Origin of the sequence: Bacillus jepli (assembly GCF_047238305.1) — a bacterium.
Classification (GTDB): Bacteria; Bacillota; Bacilli; order Bacillales; family Bacillaceae_L; genus Ferdinandcohnia.
In genome coordinates this window covers 946648-967101 of record NZ_JBDFMO010000001.1, presented here as the reverse complement: position 1 = coordinate 967101, position 20454 = coordinate 946648, and the positions used below count along the sequence as shown (strand labels likewise).

Annotated in this window: 23 protein-coding genes and 2 other annotated features; all 23 genes read left to right on the top strand. The window is 38.9% G+C overall.

The genetic code is table 11. From position 1 onward, the window contains the following. The first annotated feature begins 155 nt into the window (after positions 1-155). Entirely contained in the window at positions 156-620 is a 465-nt protein-coding gene (locus ABC371_RS04990; RefSeq protein WP_412899281.1) for a CtsR family transcriptional regulator, read from the top strand. A gap of 176 nt (positions 621-796) precedes the next feature. Beyond that, the gene (gene mcsA, locus ABC371_RS04985; RefSeq protein WP_412895803.1) at positions 797-1342 is read left to right on the top strand and encodes a protein-arginine kinase activator protein McsA; all 546 of its coding nucleotides are present in this window, start codon (positions 797-799) and stop codon (positions 1340-1342) included. A gap of 3 nt (positions 1343-1345) precedes the next feature. Continuing rightward, positions 1346-2443, top strand: a complete 1098-nt coding sequence (mcsB, locus tag ABC371_RS04980; RefSeq protein ID WP_412895802.1) for a protein-arginine kinase McsB — start codon at positions 1346-1348, stop codon at positions 2441-2443. Next, a complete protein-coding gene (gene clpC, locus ABC371_RS04975; protein WP_412895801.1) occupies positions 2440-4893 on the top strand; it encodes an ATP-dependent protease ATP-binding subunit ClpC in 2454 nt (817 codons plus the stop codon). The genes mcsB and clpC overlap by 4 nt, the downstream gene beginning before the upstream one ends. A gap of 212 nt (positions 4894-5105) precedes the next feature. Beyond that, the gene (radA, locus tag ABC371_RS04970) at positions 5106-6476 is read left to right on the top strand and encodes a DNA repair protein RadA (protein WP_412895800.1); all 1371 of its coding nucleotides are present in this window, start codon (positions 5106-5108) and stop codon (positions 6474-6476) included. A gap of 275 nt (positions 6477-6751) precedes the next feature. After that, the gene (locus tag ABC371_RS04965; RefSeq protein ID WP_412895799.1) at positions 6752-7843 is read left to right on the top strand and encodes a PIN/TRAM domain-containing protein; all 1092 of its coding nucleotides are present in this window, start codon (positions 6752-6754) and stop codon (positions 7841-7843) included. A 26-nt stretch (positions 7844-7869) separates the two neighbouring features. Further along, positions 7870-8556 (top strand): 2-C-methyl-D-erythritol 4-phosphate cytidylyltransferase, encoded by a 687-nt coding sequence (gene ispD / locus ABC371_RS04960; RefSeq protein WP_412895798.1) that lies wholly within the window; start codon positions 7870-7872, stop codon positions 8554-8556. 61 nt (positions 8557-8617) lie between these two features. Then, entirely contained in the window at positions 8618-9100 is a 483-nt protein-coding gene (gene ispF / locus ABC371_RS04955) for a 2-C-methyl-D-erythritol 2,4-cyclodiphosphate synthase (protein WP_412895797.1), read from the top strand. Between the two features lie 66 nt (positions 9101-9166). Next, on the top strand, positions 9167-10624 hold the full coding sequence (gene gltX / locus ABC371_RS04950; RefSeq protein WP_412895796.1) for a glutamate--tRNA ligase: 1458 nt from the start codon (positions 9167-9169) through the stop codon (positions 10622-10624). A gap of 46 nt (positions 10625-10670) precedes the next feature. Further along, positions 10671-10939 (top strand) — a binding site (T-box leader). A gap of 164 nt (positions 10940-11103) precedes the next feature. Further along, a complete protein-coding gene (gene cysE, locus ABC371_RS04945) occupies positions 11104-11775 on the top strand; it encodes a serine O-acetyltransferase (RefSeq protein WP_412899280.1) in 672 nt (223 codons plus the stop codon). After that, complete coding sequence (cysS, locus tag ABC371_RS04940) at positions 11756-13153, top strand: cysteine--tRNA ligase (protein WP_412895795.1); 1398 nt, start codon at positions 11756-11758, stop codon at positions 13151-13153. Before cysE ends, cysS begins: the two co-directional genes overlap by 20 nt. Positions 13154-13159: 6 nt before the next feature. After that, a complete protein-coding gene (locus ABC371_RS04935; RefSeq protein ID WP_412899279.1) occupies positions 13160-13564 on the top strand; it encodes a Mini-ribonuclease 3 in 405 nt (134 codons plus the stop codon). Between the two features lie 17 nt (positions 13565-13581). After that, on the top strand, positions 13582-14325 hold the full coding sequence (gene rlmB, locus ABC371_RS04930) for a 23S rRNA (guanosine(2251)-2'-O)-methyltransferase RlmB (protein ID WP_412895794.1): 744 nt from the start codon (positions 13582-13584) through the stop codon (positions 14323-14325). A gap of 3 nt (positions 14326-14328) precedes the next feature. Then, positions 14329-14838, top strand: coding sequence for an NYN domain-containing protein (locus ABC371_RS04925; protein WP_412895793.1), 510 nt, complete (start codon positions 14329-14331; stop codon positions 14836-14838). A 118-nt stretch (positions 14839-14956) separates the two neighbouring features. After that, complete coding sequence (gene sigH / locus ABC371_RS04920) at positions 14957-15610, top strand: RNA polymerase sporulation sigma factor SigH (RefSeq protein WP_058000110.1); 654 nt, start codon at positions 14957-14959, stop codon at positions 15608-15610. A 136-nt stretch (positions 15611-15746) separates the two neighbouring features. Next, on the top strand, positions 15747-15893 hold the full coding sequence (gene rpmG, locus ABC371_RS04915; RefSeq protein WP_010284985.1) for a 50S ribosomal protein L33: 147 nt from the start codon (positions 15747-15749) through the stop codon (positions 15891-15893). Positions 15894-15930: 37 nt separating this feature from the next. Next, positions 15931-16113, top strand: coding sequence for a preprotein translocase subunit SecE (secE, locus tag ABC371_RS04910; protein WP_116354154.1), 183 nt, complete (start codon positions 15931-15933; stop codon positions 16111-16113). A gap of 241 nt (positions 16114-16354) precedes the next feature. Then, complete coding sequence (gene nusG, locus ABC371_RS04905; protein ID WP_412895792.1) at positions 16355-16888, top strand: transcription termination/antitermination protein NusG; 534 nt, start codon at positions 16355-16357, stop codon at positions 16886-16888. A 296-nt stretch (positions 16889-17184) separates the two neighbouring features. Then, positions 17185-17610 (top strand): 50S ribosomal protein L11, encoded by a 426-nt coding sequence (gene rplK / locus ABC371_RS04900; protein WP_010285014.1) that lies wholly within the window; start codon positions 17185-17187, stop codon positions 17608-17610. A 159-nt stretch (positions 17611-17769) separates the two neighbouring features. Next, positions 17770-18459, top strand: a complete 690-nt coding sequence (rplA, locus tag ABC371_RS04895) for a 50S ribosomal protein L1 (protein ID WP_412895791.1) — start codon at positions 17770-17772, stop codon at positions 18457-18459. A gap of 62 nt (positions 18460-18521) precedes the next feature. Beyond that, positions 18522-18648: a sequence feature (ribosomal protein L10 leader region), on the top strand. A gap of 75 nt (positions 18649-18723) precedes the next feature. After that, positions 18724-19224 (top strand): 50S ribosomal protein L10, encoded by a 501-nt coding sequence (gene rplJ, locus ABC371_RS04890; RefSeq protein ID WP_412895790.1) that lies wholly within the window; start codon positions 18724-18726, stop codon positions 19222-19224. A 61-nt stretch (positions 19225-19285) separates the two neighbouring features. Then, complete coding sequence (rplL, locus tag ABC371_RS04885; protein ID WP_136379922.1) at positions 19286-19648, top strand: 50S ribosomal protein L7/L12; 363 nt, start codon at positions 19286-19288, stop codon at positions 19646-19648. Positions 19649-19765: 117 nt separating this feature from the next. Then, complete coding sequence (locus tag ABC371_RS04880) at positions 19766-20371, top strand: class I SAM-dependent methyltransferase (protein ID WP_412895789.1); 606 nt, start codon at positions 19766-19768, stop codon at positions 20369-20371. Positions 20372-20454 lie beyond the last annotated feature (83 nt).

The window sequence follows — 20454 nt, the reverse complement described above, 5'->3', positions numbered from 1 at the left end:
GGTTTGGAAAGTATAGGATAGTAAAGCCCTTAAATGGTAAATGATTGCCCTTTTTCTACTTTCAATTTCACATGCGAAACAGTTGAAAAATTAGTGCAGTCATTTTATATTATAATTATAGTCAAATATAGTCAAAGTCAAGGTGAGGTGTGGTCATAATGAGGAATATATCTGATATCATTGAACAATATCTAAAAAGTGTTCTTGATACAAGTGATCGAGCTATAGTTGAAATTAAAAGAAGTGAGATTGCCGATAAATTTGAATGTGTCCCATCTCAAATTAATTATGTGATAAATACAAGGTTTACGTTAGAGAGAGGCTATTTGGTGGAAAGTAAAAGAGGTGGCGGAGGCTACATTCGAATTATGAGAGTGAAAACAAATGACGACTCTCAACTGATTAAGCAACTCGTACGCCTTATCGATAAACGGATTGCTCAAACAAGTGCTGAGGACGTTATTTTGCGCTTGGTTGAGGAGGAAGTGATCTCAAAAAGAGAAGCGAAGATCATGTTAAGTGTGATTGACCGTTCTGTCTTGTTTATTGAGCTTCCACATCGGGATGAATTAAGAGCAAGAATGTTAAAGGCAATGCTTACATCCCTCATGTATAGATAAAAGGTAAAGCCTCCGGCGGATGCCACGATTTTTCAAAGGAAAGTTTTCGAGAGGAGGATCAAAGACTAAGAACGCCACTTCCTGTGGCAACGTCTTTGTGACCCACCTCGTGTGGGCCTAAAAAAATCGGGCGCAAATACGCCAAGGCGCATTTGATTAAATAGGAAGGTGTTATCATGATATGCCAAGAATGTAATCAACGCCCTGCAACATTTCATTTTACAAAGGTGATTAATGGTGAAAAAACAGAGGTTCATATTTGTGAACATTGTGCTCAAGAAAAAAGCGAGATGTTCATGTTTCCAGGCACATCTGGCTTTTCAATAGATAACTTATTAGCAGGACTTCTTCAGTTTGAGCCACTTACCGGTTCACAGCAACATGCTTTTCAAAAAAATGAAGTATTGCAATGCGAGAACTGTAAAATGACTTTTCAACAATTTGCAAAAGTAGGTCGGTTTGGCTGTTCGCAATGCTATCCAACCTTTGAAAAACAACTTACCCCAATTTTAAAACGTCTGCATAGTGGCAATACACATCATACAGGGAAAATTCCAAAACGAATCGGTGGCTCCTTCCATATTCGGAAAGAGATTGAACAACTAAAGCAAAAGATGCAGGAATATATTTCGTTAGAGGAATTCGAAAAAGCTGCAGATGTTCGTGACCACGTAAGGGATCTTGAAAAGAAACTGAGTGGTTACACAGAAGGGGAGGTTTAATCAATGTCACTTGAGCATTTTATCAATCAAGCTTTAAGTGCTTGGATGAGTCAAGAAGGTCCTGATTCAGATATTGTCTTAAGTTCACGGATTAGACTTGCTCGAAATCTGAAAAATGTACCTTTCTCAACGGTTTATTCAAATGAAGAGGCTGGGCAAATAGTCGATGTCTTTCAAAAGGGGTTTGCTGGAAAGAGTTTTCCCTCAATTGGAGGATTTGAATTATTAAAAATGACGGAGCTTCAGCCTAATGAAAAAAGGGTATTGGTTGAAAAGCATTTGATCAGTCCACATTTAGCCGAAAACTTTCAATTAGGAGCTTGTCTTTTATCCGAAAATGAAGAAATTAGCATCATGATTAATGAAGAAGACCATATACGAATACAATGTTTATTCCCAGGGTTGCAATTATCGGAAGGCTTGCAGGTTGCAAACAACCTAGATGATTGGATAGAGGAGCATGTTGATTATGCATTTGATGAAACTAGAGGCTATTTAACAAGCTGTCCAACAAATGTAGGAACTGGACTAAGGGCCTCCGTGATGATGCATCTTCCAGCTCTTATTCTTACACATCAAATGAGTCGTATCATTCCAGCAATCAATCAACTTGGTCTAGTTGTAAGAGGAATTTATGGTGAAGGTAGCGAGGCGTTAGGGAATATTTTTCAAATATCCAATCAAATCACGCTAGGTAAAACGGAAGAAGATATTGTAGAAGACTTAAAGAGTGTGGTTGCACAGTTGATTGCACAAGAGCGCTCTGCTCGAGAAGCACTTGTGAAGACTTCAAACATACAATTAGAGGACCGAGTATTTCGTTCCTATGGTGTTTTAGCTAATAGTAGGATTATTGAATCGAAAGAAGCAGCTAAGTGTTTATCAGATGTTCGATTGGGTATTGATCTTGGCTATATAAAAGAAATATCAAGAACCATTCTTAATGAACTCATGATTTTAACTCAACCTGGATTCTTGCAGGTCTATGCTGGTGGAGCATTAAGGCCAAATGAAAGGGACGTTAGAAGGGCGTCTATTATTCGAGAAAGATTAAAACTAGAAAATAATAAGACTACTGACATGGAGGGTGATGGGTTATGATGTTTGGCAGATTTACTGAGCGTGCACAAAAGGTGTTAGCGTTAGCTCAAGAGGAAGCTGTACGATTGGGACATAACAATATTGGAACTGAACATGTATTATTAGGTCTTATCCGCGAAGGTGAAGGGATTGCCGCAAAGGCCTTGCTTGCACTAGGGTTAGGACCTGAAAAAATACAAAAAGAAGTAGAAGCTCTAATTGGACGTGGTCAGGAAGGTTCACAGACCATCCATTACACACCACGTGCGAAAAAGGTAATTGAGTTATCAATGGATGAGGCTCGTAAGCTAGGCCATTCTTATGTAGGAACAGAACACATCCTACTTGGATTAATTCGCGAAGGTGAGGGTGTTGCTGCAAGAGTGTTAAACAACCTTGGAGTGAGCCTCAATAAAGCTCGCCAACAGGTTTTACAATTATTAGGGAGCAATGAGTCGTCATCAGGACATCATGGCGGTGGTTCTGCTAATGCGAATACACCAACCTTGGATAGCTTAGCACGTGATCTTACGGCGATCGCAAGAGAAGGCAGCCTTGATCCCGTGATTGGACGAAGTAAAGAGATTCAACGTGTGATTGAAGTGCTAAGCCGTCGTACGAAAAATAACCCTGTTTTAATTGGGGAGCCTGGTGTTGGTAAAACGGCTATTGCTGAAGGATTAGCCCAGCAAATTGTAAACAATGAGGTACCAGAAACGCTTCGCGATAAGCGTGTAATGACCCTTGATATGGGTACTGTAGTTGCAGGTACAAAATACCGTGGAGAATTTGAGGACCGTTTGAAAAAGGTAATGGATGAAATTCGCCAAGCTGGGAATATCATTCTGTTTATTGATGAACTTCATACGTTAATCGGTGCTGGTGGTGCTGAAGGTGCGATTGATGCATCGAATATTTTAAAACCATCTCTTGCTCGCGGTGAGCTACAATGTATCGGTGCAACAACTTTAGATGAATATAGAAAATACATTGAAAAAGATGCTGCTCTTGAGCGTCGTTTCCAACCAATTCAGGTAGATGAACCATCTGTAGAAGAGTCTATTTTAATATTAAAAGGACTACGTGACCGTTATGAGGCACATCATAGAGTATCGATCTCGGATGAATCGATCATTCAAGCGGTTAAGCTTTCAGACCGTTATATCTCCGATCGCTTTTTACCAGATAAGGCCATCGACTTAATTGATGAGGCGGGTTCAAAGGTTCGTCTTCGTTCGTATACAGCACCACCAAATCTAAAGGAGCTTGAATTAAAGCTTGAAGAGGTTCGTAAGGAAAAAGATGCAGCCGTTCAAAGTCAAGAATTTGAAAAAGCTGCTTCGTTACGTGACTCAGAGCAACGCCTTCGTGAACAGTTAGAAGAAACGAAGAAAAACTGGAAAGAAAAACAGGGTCAAGAGAATTCAGAGGTAACAGTGGATGATATTGCAATGGTTGTATCAAGCTGGACTGGGGTCCCTGTATCAAAACTAGCGCAGACAGAAGCTGATAAATTACTTAATATGGAGGAAATCCTTCATTCACGTGTGATTGGTCAGGAAGAGGCTGTAAAGGCAGTTTCTAAGGCTGTAAGGCGTTCGCGTGCTGGATTAAAGGATCCAAAGCGCCCAACAGGTTCATTCATATTCCTAGGACCAACAGGGGTTGGGAAAACAGAATTAGCGCGTGCCTTAGCTGAATCTATTTTTGGTGATGAGGATGCGATGATTCGTGTAGATATGTCAGAGTACATGGAGAAGCACTCTACATCAAGATTGGTAGGCTCACCTCCAGGATATGTAGGCTATGAAGAAGGAGGTCAATTAACAGAAAAGGTGCGCCGTAAGCCATATTCTGTTATCCTCTTAGATGAAATCGAAAAAGCACACCCAGATGTGTTTAATATTTTACTTCAAGTCCTAGAGGATGGTCGTTTGACTGACTCTAAGGGGCGTACGGTTGATTTTAGAAATACAATTTTAATTATGACATCAAACGTTGGAGCTAGCACACTAAAGCGAAATAAATATGTTGGCTTTGCGCTTGATGATGAGAAGCAAGATTATCGAAACATGAAGGATAAGGTAATGGAAGAGTTAAAGAAAGCATTCCGTCCGGAGTTCCTTAACCGTATTGATGAAACCATTGTCTTCCACTCACTAGAGAAGAAGCATTTGAGGGAAATTGTTACCCTTATGGCAGATCAGTTAACAAAACGCCTGCAGGAGCAAGAGTTTGAGCTTGAATTAACAGAAGCTGCTAAAGACCGAATTGCAGAAGAGGGATATGATCCAGAATACGGAGCGCGTCCATTACGCCGTGCCATTCAAAAACAAATTGAAGACCGTTTGTCTGAAGAACTATTACGCGGTAATATAGAAAAAGGAAAGAAAATTGTAATGGACTATGCTAACGGAGAATTCGTAATCCAAACGAAAGAAACCGAAGAAACAAAAGAAACAGTGAAATAAAAAAGTACGTAATTGTAAAAGAGGTATACATCAAGAATTGATTCGTGTATACCTCTTTTTTTAGAAAATGTCTAGCTTCAGGCGCCATCGGCTCGAGGTCACAAGCTAATCGTTACTGAAGGCAAAAAGCTCCTTCTGTCAGCGCTTATCTTGTACTTGTCGCCTAAAGCTGAGCGCCTTGAGCTTTTCTAATAAAGAAAGGATTAATGACAATGGCAAAAACAAAGACGAAATTCACCTGTCAGTCCTGTGGCTATGAATCACCAAAATGGATGGGGAAATGCCCTGGATGTGGTGAATGGAATTCATTAGTCGAGGAAACCCTACATAAACCAGCTAGAAAAGGTGCTTTTGCACATTCAAGTCCCACTGTTCAGCGCAAGCCTTCACCAATCACATCAATCGAGTCAGAAAATGAACCTAGAATGTATACAACAAACAAGGAATTTAATCGCGTACTTGGCGGCGGAATTGTCCGTGGTTCACTTGTATTAATTGGGGGTGACCCAGGGATAGGGAAGTCTACCTTGCTACTACAAGTATCCTCGCAAATAGCAAAACAAAGCAAAGTTTTATATATTTCCGGAGAAGAATCGGTCAAACAAACAAAGTTAAGATCGGACCGTCTAGGAGTTTCCTCTGATCAATTGTATGTTTTAGCCGAGACGGACCTTGAGTTTATTTCCCAGACAATTACTGAATTAAACCCATCTTTTGTAGTAATTGATTCGATTCAAACGATTTATCATTCTGATATTTCTTCTGCGCCTGGCAGTGTTTCACAGGTGCGGGAATGTACGGCGGAGTTAATGCGAATTGCGAAGACAAATGGGATTGCTATTTTTATCGTGGGTCATGTTACGAAAGAGGGAAATATTGCAGGTCCTCGTTTGCTTGAACATATGGTGGATACTGTTCTTTACTTTGAAGGGGAACGACATCATACGTATCGTATATTACGTGCTGTAAAAAACCGTTTTGGTTCAACGAATGAGATGGGCATTTTTGAGATGAAGGAAACGGGCCTAGAAGAAGTTGCCAACCCTTCTGAGATATTTCTTGAGGAGCGTTCTGCAGGTGCTGCAGGGTCAACAGTTGTTGCATCTATGGAAGGTACACGACCCGTACTTGTCGAAATCCAAGCACTGATATCACCAACTAGTTTTGGAAATCCACGCCGCATGGCAACAGGAATAGACCATAACCGGGTTTCTTTATTAATGGCGGTATTAGAAAAAAGAGCAGGTTTTCTCTTGCAAAATCAAGATGCATATTTAAAGGTTGCTGGTGGTGTAAAGTTAGACGAACCAGCAATTGATTTAGCGGTTGCCTTAAGCATTGCGTCTAGTTTTAGAGATCAACCGACGAACCCAACAGATGTTATTATTGGCGAAGTTGGGTTAACTGGAGAGGTAAGACGCGTATCTCGAATTGAGCAGCGGGTCCAGGAAGCGGCAAAGCTTGGCTTCAAGCGAGTAATTCTTCCTGAGCGTAATTTAGGTGGTTGGACCATTCCAAAGGGAATTGAAGTGATAGGTGTGAGTGATATTAGGCAAGCCATTCAACATACATTGGGAAAATAACCTAAAATAATGAATCGAAAAATCTAGTGAAAATGAAACATTTTTATTGCTTTATTCGTATAGTAAGTGTGAACCAGGTGGACATCCATATTTTCATAAAAGCCAACTAGAAATAATTTTTTACTAAAGCAGTTATAATTTTATCAGGTTTAAAAAATAATATATGAGTAGCGTTTTACACATCTATGTCATTCTGTTTACATTTTGAAAAAAGCTATTTATTGTAGGTTTCAATTATTATAAAGTGATTATAATGAATAGGAGGAGGTGAAGGAATGTTAAAACGTATTGTGCAGCTCTTTTTTCTAATAGTCGGAGGTATGCTTGGAATTGTCTATCTACCGGATGTATTAAAGCTGTTAAATATCGACAATATTCCATATCTAAATAATTCATATACTCTTGCGATTTTAGGTGCTATTATATTATTTATTGTTACGTTTTGGTTAGTAGATTATATCGTAGGTTTAATTAAATGGCTAGAAGAGTCATTGATCAAGGCTCCTGTTACAGATGTTTTATTTGGAAGCTTAGGCTTGATTTCCGGATTGATTGTTGCTTTTTTAATTGTCATTCCATTAGACCGTATTTCATTTTCGGTAGTAAATACAGTGCTTCCAATCTTTATTACCCTGCTTTTAGGATATTTAGGTTTTCAAGTTGGCTTTAAAAAGCGGGATGAACTTGTGAATTTATTTTCTATTAACCGATCTGGTAAAAAGAAGAGCTTGGAGGAAGAGGAAGTAAACCAACAGGCCAAAAAACTTAAAATTTTAGATACAAGTGTTATTATTGATGGACGTATCGCAGATATATGTCAAACCGGGTTTCTTGAAGGAACAATTGTGATTCCTCGATTTGTGTTAGAGGAACTTCAGCATATTGCAGATTCTTCTGACGTATTAAAGCGAAACCGCGGTAGAAGAGGACTCGATATTTTAAACCGGATTCAAAAAGAACTAGCGATTAAAGTTGAAATCTACGAAGGTGATTTTGACGATATTCAAGAGGTTGATAGTAAATTAGTGAAGCTTGCAAAATTAACGATGGGCGTAGTCGTGACGAATGACTTTAACTTAAACAAAGTTTGTGAGCTGCAAAATGTGGCAGTTTTAAATATTAATGACCTTGCGAATGCGGTGAAGCCGGTGGTGTTACCTGGTGAAGAATTAAGCGTTCAAGTCATTAAGGATGGAAAAGAGCATAATCAAGGTGTCGCTTATTTAGATGACGGTACGATGATTGTAGTCGAAGAAGGTCGCGACTATATTGGAAAACGCATTGAAGTGCTTGTAACGAGTGTTTTACAAACATCAGCAGGTCGAATGATTTTCGCGAAGCCAAAATTGCTTGAAAAGGCATTATAATTGAATCGTGTTAGGGGCGTTACGGGGTGAATTATCAGGTTGTCATTCCTGCGGCAGGACAAGGAAAACGAATGAACGCAGGTAAGAATAAACAATTCATTGAATTGCAATCAATACCAGTTATTATTCATACATTACGAGTTTTTGAACAGGACCCAATGTGTACGGGGATTATTTTAGTCATTAATATGGATGAACAGCCCATTTTTGATGAGTTGATCCAAACCTATAACGTCCAAAAGGTTGTCTCTTTCGTTCAGGGTGGTAGTGAGCGCCAGTACAGTGTCTACAATGGTTTACAAGCTGTGAAGAACACAGATATTGTATTGGTCCATGATGGTGCGAGACCCTTTCTGAAACAAGAGCATGTTCATGAGCTAGTCAATGTTGCGGTAGAAAAAGGGGCAGCTGTGCTAGCGGTTCCCGTAAAGGATACAATCAAACGCGCCTCTCGTGATTTATATGTAGAAGAAACAGTTGAACGTTCTAGCTTGTGGGCCATTCAAACCCCACAAGCTTTTCATGTTTCTATCTTACAAGAAGCACATGAGATGGCTCAAAAAGAAGGTTTCCTCGGCACAGATGAAGCTAGTCTCGTTGAAAGAATCCCAAAACAAGTATATATTGTAAAAGGTGATTACTTAAATATCAAACTAACAACTCCAGATGACTTAGTTTTTGCGGAAGCGATTTTACAAAACTGGACAAGCTAAATAGAAAAGCGCAAAAATGCGCGTGGCAAAAGCTAAAAAGCTGAATAAAGGGGGAAAACCAATGTTTCGTATTGGACAGGGCTTTGACGTTCACCAATTGGTTGAAGGACGCCCGTTAATTATAGGTGGAATTACCATACCATATGAAAAAGGACTACTAGGACATTCAGATGCAGATGTATTACTCCACACCGTTTCTGATGCCTGTCTTGGAGCGATTGGTGAAGGTGACATAGGTAAGCATTTTCCAGACACAGACCCGTATTTCAAGGATGCGGATTCTGCGAAACTTCAACAGCATGTATGGAATTTGGTGAAGGAAAAGGGCTATAAGCTTGGAAATATTGACTGCACGATTATCGCTCAAAAGCCAAAAATGGCTCCGTATATTGAACAAATTAGAGCGCGGATTGCCGAGTTGCTAGAAGCAGATTCTTCACAGGTAAATGTGAAAGCAACGACTACTGAAAAGTTAGGTTTTACGGGTCGCGGTGAGGGAATTGCAGCACAAGTAACGATTTTACTGCAAAAGGTAGAGAACTAATTTTTTGATTTAATAAATATGTGTTAAAAATCTAGATGATACTAAGCGTTGTAACGGAGGGTACATATGTCAAATAACGTACGTGTGCGCTATGCACCAAGTCCAACAGGACATTTACATATTGGAAACGCAAGAACAGCCTTATTTAATTATTTATATGCACGAAACCAAAACGGAAAATTCATCATTCGTATTGAAGATACAGACAAGAAACGAAATATTGAAGGTGGCGAAGAAAGTCAGCTCAAATATTTAAAATGGCTTGGAATTGATTGGGATGAAGGACCGGATGTTGGTGGCGAGCACGGACCATACCGTCAATCAGAACGTAATGAGATTTATGAAAAGTATTATACAGAGCTTCTTGAAAAAGGACTCGCTTATAAATGCTATTGTACGGAAGAAGAGATTGAAAAAGAACGTGAAGAGCAGATGGCACGTGGTGAGACACCTCATTACTCAGGCAAATGCCGTCACTTAACGAAGGATCAACAGGAAGCTTTAGAAAGTGAAGGAAGACAGCCAAGTATTCGTATCATTATTCCACAAGGCAAGGTTTACACGTTTCATGATATGGTAAAAGGCGAAATTTCTTTTGAGTCAGAAGGCATGGGCGATTATGTAATCGTGAAGAAGGATGGAACTCCGACTTATAATTTTGCAGTAGCCATCGATGATCATCTCATGGAAATTTCACATGTTTTGCGTGGGGAAGACCATATTTCCAATACACCAAAGCAAATGGTTGTGTATGAGGCATTTAACTGGGATATTCCAACATTCGGACATATGACATTAATCGTAGGCGAAAACCATAAGAAGCTAAGCAAGCGCGATGAGTCTATTATTCAATTTATTGAGCAATATGAAGAACTTGGATACCTACCAGAAGCCCTATTTAACTTTATTACGCTATTAGGTTGGTCGCCAGGTGGGGAAGAAGAGCTGCATACAAAAGATGAGTTTATTGACATTTTTGATCCAGCTCGTTTATCTAAATCACCAGCAGTTTTTGACACTCAAAAGCTTACATGGATGAACAATCAATATATAAAAAATATTGATCTTGATCGTTTAGTTGATCTTTCGCTACGACATTTAATCAAAGCAGGTAGATTAAGTGAACCATTAAGTGATACAGACAAGCAATGGGCACGTGACTTAATTGCACTACATCAAGAAAAAATGAGTTATGGAGCAGAAATCGTTGAACTAACCGACCTTTTCTTTAAGGATGAAGTAACGCTTGAAGATGATGCGAAGGAAGTTCTTGCGGGAGAAACAGTTCCTGAAGTATTAAAGGCCTTTTTACAAGAGGTTGAAGGTCTTGAAACGTTCGGTGCTGATGAAATTAAAGCATCCATTAAAGCTGTTCAAAAAGGTACAGGACAAAAAGGTAAGAACCTTTTCATGCCAATTCGTGCAGCTGCAACGGGTCAGCTTCATGGACCAGATTTACCACAAGCGATTCACCTTTTAGGAAAAGAAAAAATAATTTCACGCCTTAAAAGTTTAATTAGTTAACATCTGGCTGAAAATGTAATATAGTATAGGTAACAAATTATATATTGTAAAAGTGTTGATAAGGAGAGTAAATAAGTTATTGACTTTAAAGTATTTGTAAGTATAACAAATACGAACAGAGAGAACCATCATCGGCTGAAAGTGGTTTAAGGGAAATGCTTATTGAAATGCACCTTTGAGTCTTTTATCGAACCGGTATTGTAAGTGGTAACGTAGTAGATAAAAGCGGCGTCTCACCGTTAAGAGATTAAGTTGAGGTAATGGACTTTTCATTGCCTAAACAGAGTGGAACCGCGTGAATAAAGCGTCTCTGTGTTTTTACACAGGGGCGCTTTTTATTTTGGAAAAAGGTTTTGGAGCCATCGGCTATCTGGTCTAGCCAATCACTTCAAAAGGTAAAAACGCAACTTTTGTCAGCATTTATCTTATGATTGTCGCCGAGAAGCGGGGGCCTAACGTTTTTTATTCAAGGAGGGTTGATTGTGTTTAGACGCATGAAAGAGGATATCGAGGTAGTATTTGAACAGGACCCGGCAGCAAGATCTCATTTTGAGGTCATCTTAACGTATTCTGGATTGCATGCCATTTGGGCACATCGTGTAGCGCACTTTCTTTTTAAACGAAAGATGTTTTTCTTGGCTAGAACGGTATCACAAATAAGTCGCTTTTTTACAGGAATTGAAATTCACCCTGGAGCTAAAATTGGTCGTCGTTTTTTTATCGACCATGGCATGGGTGTAGTCATTGGTGAGACCTGTGAAATCGGAGATAATGTGACTGTATTCCAGGGGGTAACACTTGGGGGTACAGGAAAAGAAAAAGGAAAGCGACATCCTACAGTTAAAAACAATGCCCTTATTGCATCAGGAGCAAAAGTATTAGGATCCATTACAATTGGAGAAAATTCAAAGGTAGGAGCGGGTTCGGTTGTTCTGCAAGATGTTCCTCCGAATTCGACAGTTGTCGGGATACCAGGTCGAGTGGTGATTCAAGACGGAGTCAAAGTTAGAAATACTAAGGACTTAAATCATCGAGATTTACCAGATCCTGTTTCAGATAAAATCAGAGAGCTAGAAAGTGAAATAAAAAGCTTAAAAGAGGAAATACAGAAAAAGGAAGGAGCAAAGGATAATGCCCATTCACATATATAATACACTGACACGAAAGAAAGAAGAGTTTAAACCACTCGAAGAAAATAAGGTAAAAATGTATGTGTGCGGTCCAACCGTTTATAACTACATCCATATCGGGAATGCACGTCCAGCTATCGTTTTCGATACAGTCCGACGCTATTTTGAATTTAGGGGCTATGACGTTCATTATGTATCGAACTTCACAGATGTTGACGATAAATTAATCAAAGCAGCGAATGAGTTAGGGGAAGAAGTGCCAACCATTGCGGAACGTTTTATCAATGCCTATTATGACGACGTATCTGCTTTAGGATGCAAAAAGGCAGATGTTCACCCAAGGGTTACAGAAAATATGGATATTATCATTGATTTCATTCAGGCCTTGATTGAGAAAGGGTTTGCTTATGAATCAGAAGGCGACGTGTACTACCGTACAAGGGAATTTAAGGAATATGGTAAGCTTTCACATCAATCCATTGATGAGCTCCGTGTCGGTGCAAGAATTGAAGTCGGGGATAAGAAGCAGGACGCCCTGGACTTTGTGCTATGGAAAAGTGCTAAACCGGGTGAAATATACTGGGAAAGTCCATGGGGCAAGGGGCGTCCAGGCTGGCATATTGAATGCTCAGCGATGGCAAGGAAATACTTAGGTGAGACCATTGATATTCACGCAGGTGGTCAGGACTTAGCATTTCCGCATCATGAAAACGAAATTGCACAATCGGAAGCGGTGAATGAAAAGACATTTGCTAACTATTGGATGCATAACGGCTATATTAATATTGACAATGAAAAAATGTCAAAATCCCTAGGGAACTTTGTGTTGGTTCACGATATTATCAAAGACGTTGATCCACAGGTATTGCGCTTTTTCATGCTGTCTGTTCATTATCGCCATCCAATCAACTACAACCTTGAATTACTGGAAAGTACGAAAAACGCATTAGAACGATTACGTACTTCCTATGCAAATCTAAAGCATCGTCAGGAAAGTAGTACAAATTTAACAACGAATGATGATGAGTGGTTGGAAAAAATTAACGCTTTTCGCAACGAATTTATCATTGCAATGGATGATGACTTTAATACAGCGAATGCCATTTCTGTTTTGTTCGACCTTTCGAAACAGGCGAACTATTATTTACAGGAAAAAAATACATCGGAGAAAGTGATCGAAGCCTTTTTACAAGAATTTGAGGTGTTATTCGAGACGCTGGGGCTTAAAGTCGAAGATGAACAATTACTTGATGAGGAAATCGAAGAACTAATAGCAAAGAGAAATCAAGCACGTAAAGACCGTGATTTCGCTCTATCCGATCAAATCCGTGATCAACTAAAAGCTATGAATATTATTCTTGAAGACACTCCTCAAGGGACAAGATGGAAAAGAGGATAAATGAAAATGTTTTTATCAGACAATCAAATTGATAGCCATCAATTAAATAGTCTTGCTCTTGCTTATATGGGTGATGCTGTATATGAAATGTATGTACGGCATTATCTTTTGCAAAAGGGGAGTGTGAGACCTAATCAACTTCATAATCAAGCGAAGCATTATGTTTCTGCTAAAGCCCAGTCCGCTGTGATTCACACGATGCTGGATGAAGGTTTTTTTTCAGAAGAGGAACAAGGAGTCATTAGAAGGGGCCGCAATGCGAAGAGTGGAACCGTCCCAAAAAATACAGATGTTCAGACTTACCGATACAGTACGGCATTTGAAGCTTTACTAGGTTATCATTTTTTACAAAATGACCAAGAGAGAATCCATTCCATTATTGAAGAGGCGTTTCGAATCATTGAATCTTAAGAAAGGAGGAAAAAGAAGTGGCGAGTGATTATATTATTGGGAAGAACCCCGTTATTGAAGCGTTAAAATCAGAGCGGGATATTAATAAAATATGGATAGCAGAAGGCTCGAATAGAGGTCAAATGAACCAGATTACTTCTCTTGCAAAGGAAGGTAACGTCATGGTTCAATTTGTTCCGAAAAAGAAGATTGACCAAATGGTTGAAGGGAATCACCAAGGAGTTGTCGCGCAGGTAGCTGCGTATGAGTATGCTGAGGTGGATGACATTCTAGCTTTAGCTGAGAAACGAAATGAAGCACCATTTATCATTCTATTGGACGAATTAGAAGATCCACATAATCTTGGTTCAATTCTTCGTACGGCAGATGCAGTTGGAGCACATGGGGTGATAATTCCGAAGAGAAGAGCAGTTGGATTAACCGCAACCGTAGCAAAAGCTTCAACGGGAGCGATAGAATATATACCAGTTGCTCGTGTAACCAATTTAGCAAGAACGATTGATGAGTTAAAGGACCGTGGTGTATGGATTGTTGGAACAGATGCAAAAGGAAAAGAGGATTATCGAAATATCGATGGGAAAATGTCAATTGGCTTGGTAATTGGCAGTGAAGGCAAAGGTATGGGACGCCTTGTGAAGGAAAAATGTGATTTTCTGTTAAGACTACCGATGCAAGGGAAAGTAACCTCTTTAAATGCTTCAGTTGCAGCAAGTCTATTAATGTATGAGGTATATCGTAAGCGGAATCCGTTAGGGGAATAAAACATGGATATCCTGCTGGTAGATGGCTACAACATTATTGGTGCATGGCCAGAATTACGTGTTCTTAAAACCAAGGACTTTTCAGCAGCGCGTGATTTATTAATTGAAAAGATGGCTGAATATCAGGCGTATACAGGATATAAGGTGATTGTCGTATTTGATGCACACCTCGTACCGGGAATTGAAACAAAAATGAAAAGCCGAAAAGTAGAAGTCATTTTTACCCGTGAAAATGAAACGGCCGATGAACGAATCGAAAAGCTTGCTCAACAATTAAGCAATATTAAAACGCAAATTCACGTAGCTACCTCAGATTATACAGAGCAATGGCAAATTTTCGGACAAGGCGCCTTACGGAAATCAGCAAGGGAATTATTAACTGAAATGGAAGTCGTGGAATCCGGAATTAAAAAGGATGTAAAGAAAACCTATCAAGAAAAAAGTGTTTCAAAAATTCCACTTTCCGACGAAATGGCAGAAATTTTTGAAAAATGGCGTCGTGGACAGCGATGAGCGGTTGACGCTTGGAAAAGCACTCCTGTATAATATTTCTAGATAAAGAATTTTATGAACATTACGTTTTACAAGTTTTGGTAGGAAACAACTTCTAAGGTAGGTCGGAGGGATCGGTGTGAGTTCAAGCTTCGATGATTATGGCAACAGGTTATATTATGACCGACTAGAGGATGAGGAAGTCGTGGAATTGGTCCATGCTGGAGAAAGTGAGGCGTTGGATTATTTAATCAATAAGTATAAAAATTTTGTGCGTGCAAAAGCCAGATCCTATTTTTTAATTGGGGCAGATCGTGAGGATATTGTTCAGGAAGGTATGATCGGGTTATACAAAGCGATACGTGATTTTAAGGAGGACAAGCTTTCTTCGTTTAAAGCGTTTGCGGAACTATGTATTACACGACAAATTATTACTGCGATTAAAACAGCGACAAGGCAAAAGCATATTCCTCTAAACTCTTATGTTTCGTTGGACAAGCCGATATATGATGAAGAATCTGACCGTACATTAATGGATGTCATATCAGGAGCAAAGATTCTCGATCCTGAGGAATTAATCATCAACAGGGAAAAGTTTGATGACATTGAATTAAAAATGGCAGAACTTTTAAGTGATTTGGAACGTAAGGTATTGTCCTTATATTTGGACGGAAGATCCTATCAGGAGATATCAGAGGATTTAAACCGACATGTAAAGTCAATCGATAATGCACTCCAGCGTGTAAAGCGTAAGTTAGAACGATATTTAGAAATTCAAGAAATTAAATTATAAAAATCTGTTTTCAACCATTACTACAGGTAGGGGCTAGTATTGACATACAAATCAAGCCTGTGTTACATTTTTAAGGAAATTGAGACTTTTTTATAAAATAGGATGCAAGTAGCATTTTCACATGGTAGGTGATAAAATGCGAAAAAAAGTAATTTTAGCTTGTGTGGAATGCGGAAGTAGAAATTATTCCACTATGAAGAATAGCACTTCAGCTGAAAGACTAGAAATGAAGAAGTTTTGTAAGACTTGCAATTCTCACACGAATCATCGTGAAACGAAATAGATCGCAGACTGTGTTGATAAAGTTGGAGGTTACATGGATGAAGCGCATAACCAAGTTTTTTCGTGAAGTAGTTCGAGAAATGAAGAAAACAAGTTGGCCAAAGAGAAAAGAACTCACACGCTATACGATTGTTACATTAACAACGGTAATCTTTGTATCTGTGTTTTTTGCTGTAATTGACCTAGGAATTTCTGAATTAATTCGTTTAGTACTTGAATAAACATTGTATACTCATGGTATAATGATGGATAGAGAATAAAGAATCTTTTACGAAAAAGCCCGGGTACGGGTTTTTTTAATTGCAAAAAATTTGTCAACACTATGTTTAAATCTAGGTCATTCAATTATTAACAACGAATGAGGAAAGCTAGTTTCCTTACGTCATTCATTGACCGAGTCTACAAAATAGGAATAAGGAACTTGATCGCACAAAGGGAGGGAAGGACAAGTAGTCCTAACTTATGGAAAAGAATTGGTATGTTGTTCATACGTATTCAGGGTACGAAAATAAAGTAAAAGCAAATTTAGAAAAACGTGTTGAGACAATGGGAATGCAAGATAAAATCTTTCGTGTTGTTGTACCAGAAGACGAAGAAACAGATATTAAGAACGGTAAAAAGAAAATTATTAAAAAGAAAGTATTTCCAGGTTATGTATTAGTTGAATTAATTATGACAGATGATTCATGGTATGTCGTACGTAATACACCTGGTGTTACAGGATTCGTTGGTTCAGCTGGTTCCGGTTCGAAACCAACACCGCTTTTACCAGAAGAAGTGACGTTCATCCTTAAGAGAATGGGAATGGATGAAAGACCGATGGAAGTTGATTTCGAATTAAAAGAAACAGTTCGTGTCAAAGAGGGTCCATTTACAAACTTCACTGGTGCAATTGAAGATCTAGATGTAGATAAGCAAAAGGTAAAGGTTCTTGTTAACATGTTTGGTCGTGAAACCCCAGTTGAGTTAGACTTTACACAAATTGAAAAAATCTAGAACGAAATGCCGAAGCGCCTTGAACAGCCCCGACAAGCATAAGACGAATCACGCAGGAAATCCTGATTTCTGGAGTGATTTGGCTTATGACCTCGAGGGGCTAGGCGCTGAGGCTAGACAAAAAAGTTTAAGAAAAACTTGATATTGTAAACGAAAAGTGGTAATATTGCAAAGGTCAGTATGTCTCTAAATATAGAGACTGGCTATGATAAAGTTCTTTATCGATATGTAAAGAATAGATGAGTGGGAGGGTAAACCCCTATTACCACATCACGGACTTTAAGGAGGTGTGTCTCGTGGCTAAAAAAGTAATTAAAGAGGTTAAATTACAAATTCCAGCGGGGAAAGCAAACCCAGCACCACCAGTTGGACCAGCATTAGGTCAAGCAGGTGTTAACATCATGGGATTCTGTAAGGAGTTCAATGCACGTACAGCAGAACAAGCTGGTTTAATTATTCCTGTTGTAATCACAGTTTATGAAGATCGTTCATTTACATTTATTACAAAAACTCCTCCTGCTGCAGTTCTTTTAAAGAAAGCGGCTGGTATTGAGTCTGGTTCAGGTGAACCTAACCGTAATAAAGTTGCAACAGTTAAGCGTGATAAAGTACGCGAGATTGCAGAAACAAAAATGCCTGATTTAAATGCGGCGAACGTTGAATCTGCAATGCGTATGGTTGAAGGTACTGCTCGTAGCATGGGAATTGTTATCGAAGACTAATTCCTATTTGTTACATGTTTCAAAGGGGTTGCGGATGGAACATCTCATTTCTTTCGTTCGCAACCTTTGTTCTGTCTAGCGTCAGCATGAAGATATTTGATGCTGATTGCGGGCGTGGGAGGTTATTCCGTTAAAACCACAATCGAGGAGGAAGTTATAATGGCAAAAAGAGGTAAAAAGTACGTAGAAGCTGCTAAATTAGTAGATCGTGCAAAAACTTACTCAGTTGCAGAAGCAATTGAATTAGTAAAGAAAACAAACACAACTAAATTTGATGCTACTGTTGAAGTTGCATTCCGTTTAGGAGTTGACCCTAAGAAAGCTGACCAACAAATTCGTGGTGCAGTTGTTTTACCAAACGGTACTGGTAAAACTCAACGTGTTTTAGTTTTCGCTAAAGGTGAAAAAGCAAAAGAAGCAGAAGCTGCTGGAGCTGATTATGTTGGCGATAGCGAGTACATCACTAAAATCACCCAAGGTTGGTTTGAGTTTGATGTAATCGTAGCTACTCCTGACATGATGGGTGAAGTTGGTAAACTTGGACGTGTATTAGGACCTAAAGGTTTAATGCCGAACCCTAAAACAGGAACTGTTACTTTTGATGTAACAAAAGCAGTAAATGAAATCAAAGCTGGTAAAGTTGAATACCGCATTGATAAGTCTTCGAACATCCATGTTCCGATTGGTAAGGTTTCATTTGATGACCAAAAACTAATTGAGAACTTCACTACAATTTATGAAACTATGCTTAAGGTTAAACCATCTGCAGCAAAAGGAACTTACATGAAAAACATTGCTGTATCATCTACAATGGGACCTGGCGTGAAAGTTGACGCTTCTTCATTCTAATTAGAAAAAAGTGGATATTGACTTTTGCGAAAGCATTTCATATAATAAATTTTGTTGTTAATAAATAAATAGCATTTGTACCGTAGACAGTAGGGGCTTTTAAAAGCTTAATTTCCTACCGAGGTGTAGTATATAAACTTGATCAATACTACCTCTATGTCTATGACATAGAGGTTTTTTAATCTGTATACGTGTTCGATTCGAACGCACTCTAACACCGAACGGTTTCAAGTGTCTGAAATTACTCACAGGAGGTGTAGAAGAATGAGTCATGCAGTAGAACAAAAGAAACAAATTGTGACTGAAATTGCAGACAAATTACGTGCAAGTAAATCAACTGTAGTTGTAGACTATCGCGGTCTATCTGTTGCAGAAGTAACAGAACTACGTAAACAACTTCGTGACGCAGGCATTGAATTCAAAGTGTACAAAAACTCTTTAACTCGCCGTGCTGCAGAACAAGCTGAACTTGCTGGATTAAATGATGCATTAACAGGACCAAACGCAATTGCCTTCAGTAATGAAGATGTAGTTGCTCCTGCTAAAATTCTTAATGATTTTGCGAAAAAGCATGAAGCATTAGAAATTAAAGCAGGTGTTATCGAAGGAAACATTGCAACTCTTGAAGAAGTTAAAGCTCTTGCTGATCTACCATCACGCGAAGGTTTACTTTCTATGTTGCTTAGCGTACTTCAAGCTCCAATTCGCAATCTTGCTCTTGCTACTAAAGCAGTTGCAGATCAAAAAGAAGAGCAAGGCGCTTAATTGTAAAACAAAAACGCAATTCGAATTAAAAATAGGATAATTAATTAAGGAGGATTTTCTAATGACTAAAGAACAAATCATTGAAGCAGTTAAAAATATGACTGTTTTAGAACTAAATGACCTAGTAAAAGCAATTGAAGAAGAATTTGGTGTAACTGCTGCTGCTCCTGTAGCTGTAGCTGCTGGTGGCGGTGCTGAAGCTGCTGCTGAGCAAACTGAATTTGATGTTGTATTAGCAGACGCTGGTGCACAAAAAATCAAAGTTATCAAAGTTGTACGTGAAATCACTGGACTTGGCTTAAAAGAAGCTAAAGAACTTGTTGACAACACTCCAAAAGCAATCAAAGAAGGCGTTTCTAAAGAAGAAGCTGAAGAAGTTAAAGCTAAACTTGAAGAAGTTGGAGCTGGCGTAGAAGTTAAGTAATAACTAATGAACGTAAGAAAAAAGCTCGCTATAAAAGCGAGCTTTTTTTAAACTAATATTGTTTTTGGAATGAGATGGGTATACTGTACATATACTCTTATGTTGGGAGATACATAAATGACCGAACATTATTATACTAGCAAACCCACCGTATCAAGCAATCGAAAAACTCAGGACTTTGTTTTAAGAGGGTATACGTTTTCTTTTACAAGCGATAGCGGAGTTTTTTCAAAAAATGAGGTTGACTTTGGATCAAGGTTATTAATAGAGGAATTCCGTGCTCCTGAAATTGATGGTCCGTTTTTAGATGTTGGTTGTGGGTATGGACCAATTGGTCTTGCACTAGCAAAAGTACATAATGAACGTTCAGTTGAAATGATTGATGTGAATGAGCGCGCAATTGAGCTTGCAAAAACGAATGCAGAAATGAATAAAATCACCAATGTCGACATTCACCAAAGTGATTTGTTTACGGATGTTGAAAAACGAGGTTTCGCTGCGATTATCTCCAACCCGCCAATTCGTGCAGGGAAAAAGGTTGTTCATCATATTTTGGAAGAGAGTTATCAGTATCTAGTTCCTGGAGGAGAGCTTTGGGTTGTAATCCAAAAGAAACAAGGAGCTCCATCTGCGATCGAGAAGCTTGAAGCGGTTTTTGAAGAGGTAGAGATTGTGGAGAGAAAAAAAGGCTACCATATCATTAAAGCGGTACGCGCTAGTTAGTTTTAAAAAATTTGCTTGACAAAAACAAAAACCTGTTGACTGCTCAAATCTCGTGTGGTAGCATTATATAATGCCGATATGTA